This window comes from Streptomyces sp. NPDC059828, from assembly GCF_042731955.1.
GTDB lineage: Bacteria > Actinomycetota > Actinomycetes > Streptomycetales > Streptomycetaceae > Streptomyces.
The window spans coordinates 45,001-59,356 of sequence record NZ_JBHWIW010000048.1; the positions used below are offsets into that span (position 1 = coordinate 45,001).

The following is a 14,356-nucleotide window of genomic DNA, read 5'->3' on the forward strand; positions in this document are numbered from 1 at the left end:
ACGCGTGCGGACAGGCTCGTTTGTCAGCCGACTGAGATCCAACGGCGGTGACGGCACCGCCCGCGCGCATCAGGATGAACGCATGCCAGAGACACCGAGCAGCGCACTGCCCCGCCAGATCGCAGACGCCTATGTAGACGCCCTCATCGATCTCGACCCGGTCGCCGGAACCTATCTGGGGGTTCCGGAGAGCGCGGGCCGGCTCCCCGATTTCTCCCCGGCCGGCCTGGAGGCCACGGCCGCGCTCGCTCGCGCGACCCTGGCCCGGCTCGATCTGGCGGAGGGTCTGCCCGGCGCGGCCGCGGATCAGGAGCGGCGCTGCGCCCGGCTGCTGCGGGAACGGCTCACGGCCTCACTGGCGGTGCACGAGGCCGGCGAGGGGTTGCGGGCGATCAGCAATCTGCGCTCCCCGGTCCACTCGGTACGCAGCGTCTTCACCGTGATGGCGACCGAGTCGAAGGCGGACTGGGCGGCGGTTGCCGAGCGGCTGCGAGCCGTACCGGAGGCGCTCGATGGATACCGGGCCGCACTCACCCTCGGTCTTGAGCGCGGCCTGCCCGCGGGGCCACGGGCCACCGCGGCGGTCATCGGCCAGCTCGCGAAGTGGTCGGGCACGGCGGACGCACCGGACACGAGGGCGACGCAGGGCGCGGCCGAGCGGGACGGATCGGCGGCCGGCGCCGCGAAGCCGCCGGCCGGAGGCGGACGGAGCTGGTTCGAGGAGTTCGTCTCGGGGGGCCCGGACGATCTGCGCGCCGAGCTGGACGACGCCGCCCAGGTGGCCACGGCGGCGTTCATCGGACTGCACGACTGGATGCGCGATGTCTACGCTCCGGCGATCGCCGGCGCCCCCGACACGGTGGGCCGCGAGCGGTACGCCCGCTGGAGCCGCTACTTCCTGGGCATCGACCTGGACCTCGACGACGCGTACGCGTACGGCTGGTCCGAGTTCCGTCGGCTGCTCGACGAGATGAGGACCGAGGCCGACAAGATCCTTCCCGGCGCGGACCCCTGGGAGGCCATCTCCCACCTCGACGAGCACGGCACGCACATCGAGGGCGTCGAAGAAGTCCGGCTGTGGCTCCAGAAACTGATGGACGAGGCGGTCGAGGCACTCGACGGCACCCACTTCGAACTGGCCGAGCGGGTACGGAAGGTGGAGTCCCGCATCGCCCCGATGGGCAGCGCGGCGGCCCCGTACTACACCGGTCCGTCGGAGGACTTCTCGCGCCCTGGCCAGACCTGGCTGCCGACCATGGGCAAGACCCGTTTCCCGGTGTACGACCTGGTGTCGACGTGGTACCACGAGGGCGTACCGGGCCACCACCTCCAGCTCGCCCAGTGGGCACACGTCGCCGACCAGCTCTCGCGCTACCAGGCGACCGTCGGCGGGGTCAGTGCGAACGTCGAGGGTTGGGCCCTGTACGCGGAGCGGCTGATGGACGAGCTCGGCTTCCTCCCCGACCCGGAGCGGCGACTCGGCTATCTGAACGCGCAGATGATGCGGGCGTGCCGGGTGATCATCGACATCGGTATGCACCTGGGACTCGCCATTCCGGCCGACTCCCCCTTCCACCCGGGCGAGCCCTGGACACCGGCCCTGGCCCAGGAGTTCTTCGGCCACTATGCCGGCCATCCCGCGGAGTTCGTGGAGAGCGAGCTGACCCGCTACCTCTCCGTGCCGGGCCAGGCCATCGGCTACAAACTCGGCGAGCGCGCCTGGCTCCAGGGCCGTGAGAACGCCCGTGCCGCGCGAGCCGCACGCGGTGAGGTGTTCGACGCCAAGGCCTGGCACATGGCGGCGCTGTCCCAGGGCTCGCTGGGACTTGACGATCTGGTCGACGAACTTTCCAGGCTCTGACCGGGCACCTGGCACGAAGGGCCCCGCCGCGCGGCTGTGCGCGACGGGGCCCATTGTGCCGCTCAGCAACCGCAGTCCCCGGCCTCCACCGGCGCGGTCAGCGGGTCGGGGGCACGGCGGCTCGTGCCGGACGAGACGGATGCCACGGATTCATAGGCGAATCCTTCCCGTACCCAGTACTCGAAGCCGCCGAGCATCTCCTTGACCTGGTAGCCGAGTTCGGCAAGCGCCAGCGCCGCGCGCGCGGCGCCGTTGCAGCCGGGCCCCCAGCAGTACGTCACCACGGGCACTCCCCGCTCCAGCAGCCGCTCGGCCTGCAGGGGGACGAGTGCCGTGGGCAGATGCACCGCACCGGGTATACGGCCCTGGTCCCACGCCTCCGTGGAGCGCGAGTCGAGCAGGACGAATCCGGGGCCACCGTCGGCGGACAGCGCGGCAGCCACGTCGGAGACATCGGTGTGGAAGGCCAGACCGGCCCGGAAGTGGGCGGCGGCCAGGGCCGGAGTGGCCGGGGGTACGCGCAGGACGGGGTTCGCGATCAGCGGGGTAGTCGTCATGACCAGGAATCTATGAGCCGTATCGCACCTTTTGAAGCGGAATTCCCCTGCACCGTGGTTGATCGGGCGGGGAATCCCCTGCAATCTCTGGGCTATGACGGGATATTCACCGGACGCCACCGACTGGCGCATACTCGCCGCCCTGCAGACCCGGGGCCGGGCCAGTTTCGCGGAGCTGGCCAGGACCGTCTCGATGTCACCGAGCGCGGTGACCGAGCGGGTGCGCAGACTCGAGGAGGCCGGGGTGATCTCCGGTTACGCCGCGGTGGTCGAGCACCAACGCGTGGGGCTGCCGATCCTCGCGTTCGTGCGGCTGCGCTATCCGAACGGGAACTACAAGCCGTTCCACGATCTGCTGGAGACGACTCCGGAAGTGCTCGAAGCACACCATGTGACCGGGGACGACTGCTTCGTCCTCAAGGTCGCCGCCCGGTCGATGCGGCACCTCGAGGAGATCACCGGGAGGATCGGCACACTCGGATCGGTGACCACCAGCGTCGTGTACTCGTCTCCCCTGCCCAGCCGGCCCGTCAGCCCCTCAGCGGCGCCGTGCGCAGCCGAACCCGGGAGCCGTGCCGCTCTTTGACGACCTCCAGCTGCACGGGGACGCGGCGACGCAGGTCGGCGACATGGCTGACGATCCCGACACTGCGGTCGCGTTCGCGCAGCGAGTCGAGGACGTCGAGCACCTCGTCGAGGGTCTGGTCGTCCAGGCTGCCGAAGCCCTCGTCGATGAAGAGCGTGTCCAGGCGTACGCCGCCGGCCTCGTCGGTCACCACGTCGGCGAGCCCGAGCGCGAGGGCGAGCGAGGCGAAGAACGTCTCTCCTCCGGAGAGCGTGGCGGTGTCCCGCTCCCGGCCCGTCCAGGCGTCGACCACATGCAGTCCGAGGCCGGCGCGTTTGCCGCCCGACCGGCTGTCCGAATGGACCAGGGTGTAGCGGCCGGCGGACATCCGCTGCAGCCGGACGCTGGCTGCGGCGGCAACCTGCTCGAGGCGGGCCGCGAGGACATACGACTCCAGTCGCATCCTGCGCTCGTTCTCGGCGGACGTACCCGCGGTGAGCCCGGCGAGGCGGGCGAGGCGGTCGTACTCCTCGCGCAGCGGCCCAAGGCGGCGCACCTCGGTGGCTGCCTGTGCGGAGAGCCGGTCGACTTCGGCGCAGCGTTCCCGGGCCGACGCGAGCGCCGACGCCGCTCCGCGCAGAAGCCGTTCGGCCGCACCGTGGACCCGCTGCGCGGCATCCGGGTCCGCAGGTGCGCGCTCGGCCGCATCCCGGGCCTCGGCCTCGGCGAGCCGGTCGGCGACCGCCGCCGCCTCCTGCTGCCAGGCATCGAGCCGGTGCTGCAGCTCGCGCTGCCCGGCCTCGCCCAGCAGCGCGGATGCGGCCTCTTCCGGCGTGCGGTATCCGGCGCGGAAGGCGGCGTCGGAGAGCCGGTCATCGGCTTCCTTCAGCCGCCGCGCGGAGTCCTCGACGACCCGCGCGGCCTCGGCGGCTGCACCGAGCAGTCCGATCCGCCGCTCAAGCAGCGCAGCCCGCTCGGTCACACTCCCCGCACCTCCGGTGGCGCGGGCCACCTCGGCGTCCAGCACCGTCAGCTCGCGGTCGAGCACTTCCCGGCGCGATGTCCGCGCCGCGGCCCGCCGCCCGGTCTCCTGACGCTCGGCAAGCCTCCCCGCGTGCTCACGCTCGGCTCTGGTCAGCGCCTCACGCGCCTCATGCGTACCCGCCGCGAGCAGATGCGCCTCGCGGTGCTCGCGCTCGAGCCGGACGACGACAGCGGCCAACTCGCCCACATCGGGGTCCGGTCCACTCAGGCCGTCGGGCTCTTCCCCGGCGTCGCCAGGCCCGTGCACGCCGCCGTCGGGCTCGTACGCGCCACCGTCGGGCCCGTTCACGCCGCCCTCGGGCCCGGCTGTCGTGGCCGGAAGCCCGGGCGTGCCCTCCGCACCGGGTGCGGTTTCCGTGCCGCTCTCGCCGAAGGCTCCCCGCCCCTCGGGGAGCAGCGCCGGTTCCCTGGCTGCGCGTCGGGCGCTGGTCAGTGACTCGTGGACGACGGCGAGTGCGCGTTCCGTGTCGGCGCGCTTCGCGTCGGCCCTCGTGTACGCGTCGTACGCCGCCTCTTCCTGCGCGCGGTCGATGGGCTGTTCCGCGGTGCGAGCCGGAGCCGGGTGGTCCGGGGAGCCGCACACGGTGCAGGGGGCTCCCGGGGCCAGCGCGGTGGCCAGTTCCGCCGCGATGCCGCGCAGGCGGCGTTCCTTGAGGTCGAGCCAGGATTCGCGCACGCCGTTGGCGTGGTCGCGGGCGGCGCGGAGGGTGTCCTCGAGCGTGGCGGCGCGGCCGGCGAGGCGGTCGCGTTCACGGGCGGCGGTCGTCCGGCGGCGGGCGCGGTCGAGCCGGGCCGCGAGGTGTTCGGCGTGGGTCGCCGCGTCCCGCGCGGTGTCGATACGGGCCTGGAGGTCGCCGCGCAGCGTTTCCCATCCGGCGAGCCAGGTCTCCGCGTCGCGCAGGAGTTCCTCATCCGCCTGGGACTGCCGATCCAGCTCGGTGCGCTCGCGCCGGAGTTCGGTGCCGCGGGCTTCGGCGCGGCGCGCCGCGTCGAAGCCGCCCAGTTCCTGGCGCAGTTCGCGCTCCAGCGCGGTGAGCCGCTCACCGCCCGCGTCGGCGAGTGAGACGGGCAACGAGCTCCTCAGGCGTTCCCACGTGTGGTTCGCCGAGCGGTGCTCCCGCTCCGCGTCACCCCGCAGCCGCAGGGCCGGGCCGACGAGTTCCGCCTTGCGCGCCCCGTCGAGCCGGGCCTTGACCCGGTCCCGCTCCGGCTCCGCGGCCTTCAGTTCGGCCAGGCGCCTGCGGGTCTGCGCGTACCGGTCCTGGAGCCGTGCGAGCTCGCGCTCCTCGTCCAGCGCGCGCCCTGCCACGTGCTGGCGGCTCTCCGCTGCGGTCAGCGCGCACTCGGCGATGGCGAGGGACTCCCTCGAGCCTGCCCGGGCCACGGCGGCCCAGTCGAGCACGGACGCGGCGAGGCCGGCATCCCCCGGGCGGCCGTCCGGGGCCGGCCAGCCGCGCGCCGCGTCACCCGCCGCCTGTGCCATCCGGTGGGCGATGGCCAGCAGCCGCTCGTCACCCTCGCGCACCTGCTGCTCGGACCCGCGCCGCAGTGCCGCGAGGCGCTCCTCGACGGCAGCGAAGCGCCGCGTGTCGAAGAGCCGTCCGAGGAGCTTCCCCCGCGCCTCCGCGTCGGCCCGCAGAAAGCGTGCGAAGTCGCCCTGCGGCAGCAGGACCACCTGGCAGAACTGCTCCCTGCTCATTCCGACGAGCTGGGTGACCTCCTCGCCGATCTCCTGGTGGGAGCGGCTGAGCCCCTTCCACGCGCCGAGCTCGTGGTCGTATTCCCGCAGCCAGCTCTGGGCTTTCTCGGTGGTGAAGCCGGTGCCCTTCTTCTTGGGGCGGGTCTGCGCGGGCCGCCTGGTGATCTCCAGCCTGCGCCCGGCCACCGTCAGTTCCAGGCACACTTCCGTGGACGTACCCGATGCGGCGTGGTCGCTGCGCAGCGAGGTGCCGGGGCTCTGCCGGTCGCCCGGTACCGCTCCGTAGAGCGCGTAGCAGACGGCGTCGAGTACGGAGGTCTTACCCGCGCCGGTCGGGCCGTGCAGCAGGAAGAGACCGGCCGCACTGAGCGTGTCGAAGTCGACGTCCTGCCGGGCGCCGAAGGGCCCGAAGGCGGTCACGGCGAGTCGGTGCAGCCTCACCCGGACACCTCGCGCACCGCCGCGTCGACCCGTACGTCGTCGAAGGCCCCGCGCAGCACCGCGCGTTCCCGTTCGTCGGGCCCCGCCCCACCCCGCACATGGGCGACGAAGTCCTCGGCGATCTGCTGGTCGTCACGGTCGCGCAGCCGCTGTGCGTAACTGCCGTGCGGGTCCTCCTCGGCCCGATCGGGCGAGAACACCAGGTTGAGGACGTGGGGGAAGCGTTCGGTGAGCCTGGCCATGGGGTCGGCGGGGCGTACGGGGTCGGTGAGCGTCGCCTCGGTCCAGGACTGCTCGTGGCGGGTCAGCTCGGGGTCCACGAGGAGTTCTTCCAGCCGTCCGCTGATCCGGGCGAGCGGGCGGGGTACGGGGCAGTCGACGCGTTCGGCGGCGACACCGCCGTCCGGCCCCAGGTCGACCTGCCACATGGTCTTGCGGTGGTCGGTCTCGGAGAAGGAGTAAGCGAGCGGTGAACCGGAGTAGCGCACGCGCTCGTTGATGGTCTGGCAGCCGTGCAGATGTCCGAGGGCCGCGTAGTCGACGCCGTCGAAGACACCCGCGGGCACTGCGGCGACCCCGCCCACGGTGATGTCCCGCTCGCTGTCGCTCGGCAGGCCTCCGGTCACGAAGGCGTGTGCGAGCACCACGCTGCGGGTGCCTCGGGGGCGCTGGGCGAGGTCCTCGCGTACCCGGCGCATCGCGGCGCCGAGCACGGCCTCGTGACCGGCGTCGGGTGCCCCCAGCTCGTCCCGCACCAGGGAGGGCTCCAGATACGGCAGTCCGTAGAAGGCGACCTCGCCGTGTGCGTCGGCGAGCACGACGGGGGTGGTGCAGCTGCCGGGAGAGGTGCGCAGATGGATACCGGCCCGTTCCATCAGCCCGGCACCGACGCCGAGCCGCCGTGCGGAGTCGTGGTTCCCGGAGATCATGACTGTGGGTACGCCCGCGTCCGCCAGCCGGTGCAGTACGTCGTCGAAGAGTTCCACCGCCGCCAGGGGCGGCACGGCCCGGTCGTACACGTCCCCTGCCACCAGGACCGCGTCGATGTCCCGCTCGCGGACCGTGGCCACCAGGTGGTCGAGGAAGGCCGCCTGGGCATCCAGCAGGCCCACACGGTGGAAGGACCGCCCGAGGTGCCAGTCCGATGTGTGCAGAATCCTCACGAGCCCGCCCCGACCTGCATGTTTCCGTTCCCCTTTGCCCGCTCGTACGGGACACCACGATCAGCAGCGACCACGCTACCGCTCTGACGGACCCCGCGAGGCCGGACGCCAGGCACCGGTGCCGCCTCACGCCTCGCCGTAGGCCTCCCCGCCCAGCAGCAGCTCCGCCCTGCCCGCGGTGGTGTCCGCGAGCCACGCCCTGAAGGTGTCCACATCCGCGGCCGGCAGCCCGATCTCGATGGTCACCGCCTCGCCGTAGCGCACCTCCCGTACCAGACGACCGGCCGCCCGGAGGTCGTTCTCCAGCCTGCCCGCCCGCTGGTGGTCGACCGTGACGGTGGCGAGCCGGAAGCGCCGGCTGGTGACGGTGCCCAGGGTGTCGAGGGCCTCGCCGACCGCGCCGCCGTAGGCGCGGATCAGTCCACCCGCGCCGAGCTTCACCCCGCCGTAGTACCGCGTGACGACGGCCACGGCATAGCGGACCTCACGGCGCATCAGCATCTGGAGCATCGGCACTCCCGCCGTGCCACCTGGCTCGCCGTCATCGCTCGCCTTCTGGATGGCGGCGTCGGCGCCGATGACATAGGCGTAGCAGTTGTGGGTCGCGGTGGGGTGCTCCCTGCGGATGCGTGCGACGAAGTCCTGGGCCTCCTGCTCGGTCGCGGCGGGCGCGAGCGCGCAGATGAAGCGCGATCGGTTGATCTCGGTCTCGTGCACGCCCTCACGGGCGACCGTCTGGTACTGCTCCTGCATCCGGCCAGCCTATGCGGCGCCGCGGAACGCGGGGGAAGCCGGGGAATGGGCGGACCCGCCCGCCGGTTGTGCCCGGCATGTACGCAGACGCAGACACGGTCCGCAAGATCCTCACGGAGTCCGGAGACACCTGGGCGGTGGTCGGCCTATCGAACAACGAGTCCCGCGCGGCCTACGGCGTCGCCCGGGTGCTCCAGCGGTTCGGCAAGCGCGTGGTGCCGGTGCACCCCAAGGCAGAGACGGTGCACGGGGAACCCGGTTACGCCTCGCTCGAGGAGATTCCCTTCCCGGTCGACGTCGTGGATGTCTTCGTCAACAGCGGGCTTGCCGGCGCCGTCGCCGACGAGGCGGTCGCCAAGGGCGCGAAGGCCGTGTGGTTCCAGCTCGGTGTGATCGACGAGGAGGCCTGCGTGAGGGCCCGGGACGCCGGGCTCGACATGGTGATGGACCGCTGCCCCGCGATCGAGATCCCGCGTCTGGGCTGACGGCGCCCCGCCCCGGCTTCAGCGGGCGGGCGGCACGGCCACCGTCATGGTCATCTCGACCGTCTCGGAGCCTTCGTTGCGATAGGTGTGCGGCACGCCGGCCTCGAAGCTGGCCGAGGTTCCGGCCGGTACGGCATGGGACTCGCCGTCGATGACGAGGGTGAGTTCACCGGCCGTGACATGCAGCAGTTCCACCGTTCCGCCCGGATGCGGGTCGGATGCGCTCTCGTCGCCGGGCACGAGCGTCCAGGCCCACATCTCCAGGGGCCCCCTGGCGTCCGCACCCACCAGCAGGGTGGTGGAACTGCCGGCCGGGGTCGACCACATACGGACCGCCTGCTCCGGCGGGACGAGGCGGACCTGTGGGCCCTGCTCGAAGTCGAGGAGGGTGGTGATGCTGACCCCGAGAGCGTCGGCGAGCTTCACCGTGGTGCCGACGCTCGGGTTGGTCCGTGCCTGCTCGATCTGGATGATCATTCCGCGACTCACGCCGGAGCGGGCGGCGAGGGCGTCGAGGGTGAAGCCCCGCTCACCACGCCAGCGCTTGAGGTTGCGGGCGAGCGACTGCGTGAGCTGGTCGAGGTCCGACACGTTCCGTCCAATATTTTAATTGATAGAGTTCAACAGGCTGCACTACGCTGAGCTGCACCCCATCGTTCATCACACTGTACTGCGAGGCTCCCCCATGACTGCGCTGTTCGCCCTGGCCACCAGTCTCCTGTGGGGGCTGGCCGACTTCGGCGGGGGTCTGCTGACCCGGCGCATCCCGGCCCTCACCGTCGTCGTGGTCTCCCAGGCCATCGCAGTGGTCGTGCTCGGTGCGGTGGTGCTCGCCACCGGGGGTCTTCACGAGGCTGGGCCGGAGCTCTGGTACGCCGTGGCCGCCGGTGTCGTCGGGCCGGTCGCGATGCTCAGCTTCTACCGGGCCCTGGCGCTCGGCCCGATGGGCGTGGTGTCGCCGCTCGGCTCACTCGGGGTCGTCGTACCGGTGTCCGTGGGGCTGCTGCTCGGGGAACGACCCGGTCTCATGCAGTTCGCGGGCATCGGCGTGGCCGTGGTGGGCGTCCTGCTGGCCGGGGGCCCCGAGCTGCGCGGGGCGCCGGTGCAGCGCCAGTCGATCCTGCTGACCCTGCTCGCCGCCTTCGGCTTCGGCTCGGTGATGGCGCTGATCTCCGAGGCGTCGACCACACTCACCGGGCTCTTCCTGGCTCTGTTCGTCCAGCGGGTCACCAACGTCGCCGTCGGCGGCGCGGCGCTGTTCGTCTCGGTCAGGCGGGGCGGCCGGGCCCTTCCGGAAGAGGGCGGCATGGAGGTCGTCCGCGGCTCGCTGCCCGCACTCGCCTTCGTCGGACTCGCGGACGTCGCCGCCAACGGCACCTACTCGATCGCCGCGCAGTACGGTCCCGTGACCGTGGCCGCGGTGCTCGCCTCGCTCTACCCGGTGGTGACGGCACTGGCCGCACGAGGCGTACTCAAGGAGCGGCTGCGTGCCGTGCAGGCGGCCGGCGCAGGGCTCTCGCTCATCGGCACCGTGCTGCTCGCCAGCGGCTGACCTGCCTCAACGGTCCAGCGGCAACTCCCCTCACCGCCTGGTCCAACCCAACGGCCGTCAGCTCTCGTCCGGCTCCAGTGCCAGATCGAGCTCGGCGAGCGCCCGCAGATCGTCCGGAGTGACACCCTCCGGAATCGGCACCGGCGCCGGCGTCCGCAGCGGCGGCTGCCAGCCGCGCTCGGCGTCCCAGCGGCGCACGACCCTGGCGGGCGCCCCGGCCACCACCGCGTGGTCGGGAACGTCACCACGGACCACGGCACCCGCGGCGACCACCACGTTGCGCCCGAGGCGCGCTCCGGGAAGGATCACCGCGCCCGTGCCCAGCCAGCAACCGGGACCGATCTCGACCGGGTCGGTACGGGGCCACTGCTTGCCCACCGGCTGGTGCGGGTCGTCGTAACTGTGGTTGGTCGACGTGATGTAGACGTAGGGCCCGCAGTAGGTGTCCGATCCGATGGACACCCTGGTGTCGGCGATCACATGGCTGCCGCGGCCGAGGACCACACCGTTGCCCAGGGTCAGGATCGGATCCGGCCCGAGGTCGAGATCCGGCATCATGCCCGCGGTCAGGGTGACCTGCTCGCCGATGATGCAGTACTCCCCCAGCTCGATCCACGGCGCACCGAACACCGTGCCCTGCGGAAACGCGAGCCTGGTGCCCGCCCCGATGCTGCGGAAGCGCAGCCGCCCGGGGCTCTCCGCGGTCACCGCTCCCGTCCGCTGCACCCAGCGCCAGCCGCTCTGCACGGCGCCGGCCAGGACACGCCGACGCCAGGCGGCGAGCGATGAGAACGTGTTTCTGTTCTTGGGCACTCCGACACGGTAGTCGGCGGTGACCTGACCAGTCAGAACGGCGAGCTGTGATCTTCGCCCCACGGCCGCGCCGCCCCACGTACGGGCCCCGTGCACGGCAGTCTGGTGGGGTGTCGGAAGCCACGGAGCCACTGCGCCAGTTCGTACGGCGCCATCGTGAACCGGCCGTCGTCCAAACGGCGCGGTCGACCGCCGCGGCGGTCATCTCCTATGTCGTCGCCCTCCAGCTCAGCAGTGAGCCCTTGCCGCTCACCGCTCCCCTGACCGCGCTTCTGGTCGTACAGGTCACGCTGTACTCGACCCTCACCACCGGCATCCGCCGCGTGAACGCGGTCGTCGCCGGCGTGCTCATCGCCATCGGGTTCAGCTCGCTGGTGGGGCTGACCTGGTGGAGCCTCGGGCTGGTGATCCTCGCCTCGCTGGTGATCGGGCGATTCGTGAAGGTCGGCGAGTTCGTGCCCGAGGTCGCGATCAGCGCCATGCTCGTGCTGGGCGTGACCCAGGTGACGGCGACGGCATGGGACCGCGTGCTGGAGACCCTGATCGGCGCCGTCGTGGGCCTGCTGTTCAACGTGCTGCTCGTACCGCCCGTATGGGTGAATGACGCGAGTCAGGCCATCGACGGACTGGCCTCCCGGATGCGGGACCTGCTGACGCACATGTCCGAGCAGCTCGGCGAGCACACGCCCGTGGAGCGGGCGGCGGCACGGCTGCACGAGGCTCGCCGGCTCGACCACGACATCGCCCATGTGGACGCGGCGCTGCGCCAGGCGGAGGACAGCCTGCGCCTGAACCCCCGGGTCAAGGAACCGGTGCTCTCCCGGCTGGTGCTCCGCACCGGCCTCGACGCGCTGGAGATCTGCGCGGTGATCCTGCGGGTGTCCTGCCGTACGCTCACCGATCTCGCCAAGACTCAGCCGTCGGGCACGCTTTTCCCCCCGACACTGACGGCCTCGCTCCAGGAGCTCTACGGGCACCTCTCCACCGCCATCGGGGATTTCGTCGAACTGATCACGTCGCAGGTCGCGGAGAACGCGGAGGAGGCAGAGGAGCGCCTCGCCGCCGAGCTGGCCGCGGGCCGGCAGTGCCGGGAACGGGTGGCCCTGCTCCTGCTGGGCGTCCGGGCGGAGACCGAGCACTGGCAGCTCCATGGCGCGCTTCTCGCCGAGGCGGACCGGATCCTGGACGAGCTGGATGTGGAGAAGCGCAGCGAGCGCCTGATCGAGGAACTCGACCGGCATTCACGGAGCCGCTCCGCGGGCCATCAGCGGCTGGATGATCTCAAGCGCCGGGTGCGGGGCAGTGTGCGACGGGGCGGCGGGGAAGCCAGCCAATAGCAGCCGATGGCAGCGGACAGCGGATGACGCGCAAGGGCGGCTGCACCCACGCTTGGCGGGTGCAGCCGCCCTGGCCGGACCAACTGGGCCCGGCGCTGGTTACCGCACTTACCGCGCGGGCCGCTTCATCCGCTCGGCCGTGTGCTCCGCGGTCTCCTGGGCCTTGCCCATGGCCTGCTCGCCACGGCCTTCGGCCTGCATGGAGCGGTCACCCATGGCCTTGCCCGCGGTCTCCTTCATCTTGCCCTTGGCCTGCTTCGCCTTCGCCTTTGCCTTAGCCATGACGGCGGTCCCTTCACGTGGGGGGTGGACTGGCATATCCACCTTGCGCCGATCACTCAATGTCCGCAATCGGTGACACTGAGCGCATGGTCAGTCGGGTGGCTCCGGCACCGGCCGAGTGCCCGGCTCCGGGTCTCCCGGCGGCTCGTGTCCAGGTTCGGGAGCCGGTGGCGCGGGCTGTGGATCGCGGGGTACCGGTCGCGGGCCGCTTGGCACGGGTTCCGGTCCGTCGGGGGGCGGCTGTGTCGGAGTGGTCATGCCGTGTGCCTTTCCCGGGGTTGCGTTGCTGTGTGCGTACGCTGCGGCTACCCGGGGACCGAGCCGTGAATCAGCGCCCGGCCGTCAACCGCTCGTCAGGCATCGAGTGGGCGGCGGTCAGCCCTCGGCAACCGCCTGGTGCTCCTTGGCCAGTTCCAGGTACATGAGGGCGTTGACCTTGAGCCCTTCGCGCTCCTCGTCCGTCAGTTGGCGCCTGACCTTGGCCGGCACCCCGGCCACGAGCGAACCGGGCGGCACCCGCATCCCCTGCGGGACGAGGGCCTGGGCCGCGACGAGTGAACCCGCGCCGATATGGGCGCCGTTGAGGACGGTCGCTCCCATGCCGATCAGGACGTCGTCCTCGACGGTGCATCCGTGCAGTACGGCGTTGTGCCCGACGGTGACCCGCTCACCGACGGTCACGGGGAAGCCGGGATCGACATGGACCGTGCAGTTGTCCTGGACGTTGCTGTCCACGCCGATCACGATCGGGCCGCAGTCGCCACGCAGCACGGCGTGGTACCAGATGCTCGATCCGGCGGCCAGGGAGACCTCGCCGATCACGACGGAGGTGGGGGCGACGAACGCGCCGGGGTCGATCCGGGGCTGCTTCCCGCCGACTCCGGAAATGAGTGCCCGCTGTCCCTGTGCCATCGCCTACTCCTCGTGAGGGTGACCGCCGCAGGGGCTGGCCACATCGTCAGTTCTGGGCCGCCTCGGCTTGCACCGTGGAGGACGCGACCGGTTCGCCGGCGTCGCCGTCCGTGGCCGCGGTGCGTGCCGCGGCCTTCTTGGCCCGGTTCCGGAGCACGAGCATCGAGGTGAGGCCGAACAGCACGGCCAGCACGAGTCCGAGCCACGAGAAGCGCTTGAGCCACGCCTCGGCCACGATGCCGACCGAGTAGATGACCGCCGTGGTGCCACCCGCCCAGAGGATGCCGCCGAAGACATTGGCGATCAGGAACTTCCAGTACGGCATGCGCAGTACGCCGGCGAGCGGGCCGGCGAAGATCCTCAGCAGAGCCACGAAGCGGCCGAAGAAGACCGCCCACATGCCCCACTTCTCGAAGGACCGCTCCGCCAGCGCGATATTGGCCTCGCTGAAGTGCCTGGGGAATTTCTTTCCGCACCAGGCGAGCAGCGGCCGGCCGCCCTTGCGGCCGATGGCGTAGCCGATGGAGTCACCCACGATGGCACCGGTGCTGGCGCAGATGCCGAGCACCCAGGGGTCGATCTCTCCGTGCTGGGAGGCGAGGAGGGCGGAGCTGACGAGGACGATCTCGCCCGGCAGCGGAATGCCGAGGCTCTCCAGCCCGATGACCACACCCACCAGGATGTAGATGCTCACCGCCGGGATGGTCTCGAGCCACTCCTGGACGTGCACCGCCGGTCCTCCCGTGTCGTTCGGCCCGGGCCCGTGGTTCGCGGGACGTGGTGTGGGCGCAGCCGTTGTGTTCGGGCTCGTACTGCCCGGCGTGCGCCCCCATGGCGCACGCCGGGAAGCCTACCTGGTCGGATGAAAGCCGCCGCCCTGCCGTCCCGGCTC

General features: G+C 71.7%; 14 protein-coding genes. 5 read left to right on the forward strand and 9 right to left on the reverse strand.

What is annotated here, in order from left to right; all coding sequences use genetic code 11:
- The first annotated feature begins 82 nt into the window (after nt 1-82).
- Complete coding sequence (locus tag ACFV6V_RS25225; RefSeq protein ID WP_385569033.1) at nt 83-1,861, forward strand: DUF885 domain-containing protein; 1,779 nt, start codon at nt 83-85, stop codon at nt 1,859-1,861.
- A 62-nt stretch (nt 1,862-1,923) separates the two neighbouring features.
- Here the strand turns inward: ACFV6V_RS25225 and ACFV6V_RS25230 are convergent, their stop codons facing one another.
- On the reverse strand, nt 1,924-2,418 hold the full coding sequence (locus ACFV6V_RS25230) for a rhodanese-like domain-containing protein (RefSeq protein WP_385569035.1): 495 nt from the start codon (nt 2,416-2,418) through the stop codon (nt 1,924-1,926).
- A 94-nt stretch (nt 2,419-2,512) separates the two neighbouring features.
- On the opposite strand from ACFV6V_RS25230, the gene ACFV6V_RS25235 reads away from it, so the two are divergent.
- Nucleotides 2,513-3,004 (forward strand): Lrp/AsnC family transcriptional regulator, encoded by a 492-nt coding sequence (locus tag ACFV6V_RS25235; protein WP_385569038.1) that lies wholly within the window; start codon nt 2,513-2,515, stop codon nt 3,002-3,004.
- On the opposite strand, the gene ACFV6V_RS25240 is transcribed toward ACFV6V_RS25235, so the two are convergent.
- The 3 genes from ACFV6V_RS25240 to ACFV6V_RS25250 all read right to left on the reverse strand — a co-directional run bounded on the left by ACFV6V_RS25240 (nt 2,949) and on the right by ACFV6V_RS25250 (nt 8,083).
- Nucleotides 2,949-6,167, reverse strand: coding sequence for an AAA family ATPase (locus tag ACFV6V_RS25240; protein ID WP_385569040.1), 3,219 nt, complete (start codon nt 6,165-6,167; stop codon nt 2,949-2,951). The two genes, ACFV6V_RS25235 and ACFV6V_RS25240, sit on opposite strands and share 56 nt — an antisense overlap.
- Nucleotides 6,164-7,330, reverse strand: coding sequence for an exonuclease SbcCD subunit D (locus ACFV6V_RS25245; protein ID WP_385569042.1), 1,167 nt, complete (start codon nt 7,328-7,330; stop codon nt 6,164-6,166). The genes ACFV6V_RS25240 and ACFV6V_RS25245 overlap by 4 nt, the downstream gene beginning before the upstream one ends.
- Before the next feature lie 126 nt (nt 7,331-7,456).
- A complete protein-coding gene (locus ACFV6V_RS25250) occupies nt 7,457-8,083 on the reverse strand; it encodes a YigZ family protein (RefSeq protein WP_385569045.1) in 627 nt (208 codons plus the stop codon).
- 77 nt (nt 8,084-8,160) lie between these two features.
- Between ACFV6V_RS25250 and ACFV6V_RS25255 the strand changes: the two genes are divergently transcribed.
- Nucleotides 8,161-8,568, forward strand: coding sequence for a CoA-binding protein (locus ACFV6V_RS25255; protein WP_385569047.1), 408 nt, complete (start codon nt 8,161-8,163; stop codon nt 8,566-8,568).
- Between the two features lie 18 nt (nt 8,569-8,586).
- On the opposite strand, the gene ACFV6V_RS25260 is transcribed toward ACFV6V_RS25255, so the two are convergent.
- Nucleotides 8,587-9,159: a helix-turn-helix domain-containing protein gene (locus tag ACFV6V_RS25260; protein ID WP_385569050.1), complete on the reverse strand. Its 573-nt coding sequence runs from the start codon at nt 9,157-9,159 to the stop codon at nt 8,587-8,589.
- Nucleotides 9,160-9,253: 94 nt separating this feature from the next.
- Here ACFV6V_RS25260 and ACFV6V_RS25265 point away from each other — a divergent pair, with 94 nt between their 5' ends.
- Nucleotides 9,254-10,120, forward strand: coding sequence for an EamA family transporter (locus tag ACFV6V_RS25265; RefSeq protein WP_385569052.1), 867 nt, complete (start codon nt 9,254-9,256; stop codon nt 10,118-10,120).
- 57 nt (nt 10,121-10,177) lie between these two features.
- Here ACFV6V_RS25265 and ACFV6V_RS25270 read toward each other — a convergent pair whose 3' ends face one another.
- Complete coding sequence (locus tag ACFV6V_RS25270; protein WP_385569055.1) at nt 10,178-10,933, reverse strand: acyltransferase; 756 nt, start codon at nt 10,931-10,933, stop codon at nt 10,178-10,180.
- A 110-nt stretch (nt 10,934-11,043) separates the two neighbouring features.
- Between ACFV6V_RS25270 and ACFV6V_RS25275 the strand changes: the two genes are divergently transcribed.
- Nucleotides 11,044-12,270, forward strand: coding sequence for an aromatic acid exporter family protein (locus tag ACFV6V_RS25275; RefSeq protein ID WP_385569058.1), 1,227 nt, complete (start codon nt 11,044-11,046; stop codon nt 12,268-12,270).
- A gap of 108 nt (nt 12,271-12,378) precedes the next feature.
- Here the strand turns inward: ACFV6V_RS25275 and ACFV6V_RS25280 are convergent, their stop codons facing one another.
- The 3 genes from ACFV6V_RS25280 to ACFV6V_RS25290 all read right to left on the reverse strand — a co-directional run bounded on the left by ACFV6V_RS25280 (nt 12,379) and on the right by ACFV6V_RS25290 (nt 14,194).
- Entirely contained in the window at nt 12,379-12,552 is a 174-nt protein-coding gene (locus tag ACFV6V_RS25280; protein WP_385569060.1) for a CsbD family protein, read from the reverse strand.
- Between the two features lie 375 nt (nt 12,553-12,927).
- Complete coding sequence (locus ACFV6V_RS25285; RefSeq protein ID WP_385569063.1) at nt 12,928-13,464, reverse strand: gamma carbonic anhydrase family protein; 537 nt, start codon at nt 13,462-13,464, stop codon at nt 12,928-12,930.
- Between the two features lie 46 nt (nt 13,465-13,510).
- Nucleotides 13,511-14,194, reverse strand: coding sequence for a DedA family protein (locus ACFV6V_RS25290; RefSeq protein ID WP_385569065.1), 684 nt, complete (start codon nt 14,192-14,194; stop codon nt 13,511-13,513).
- Between the last annotated feature and the right edge of the window lie 162 nt (nt 14,195-14,356).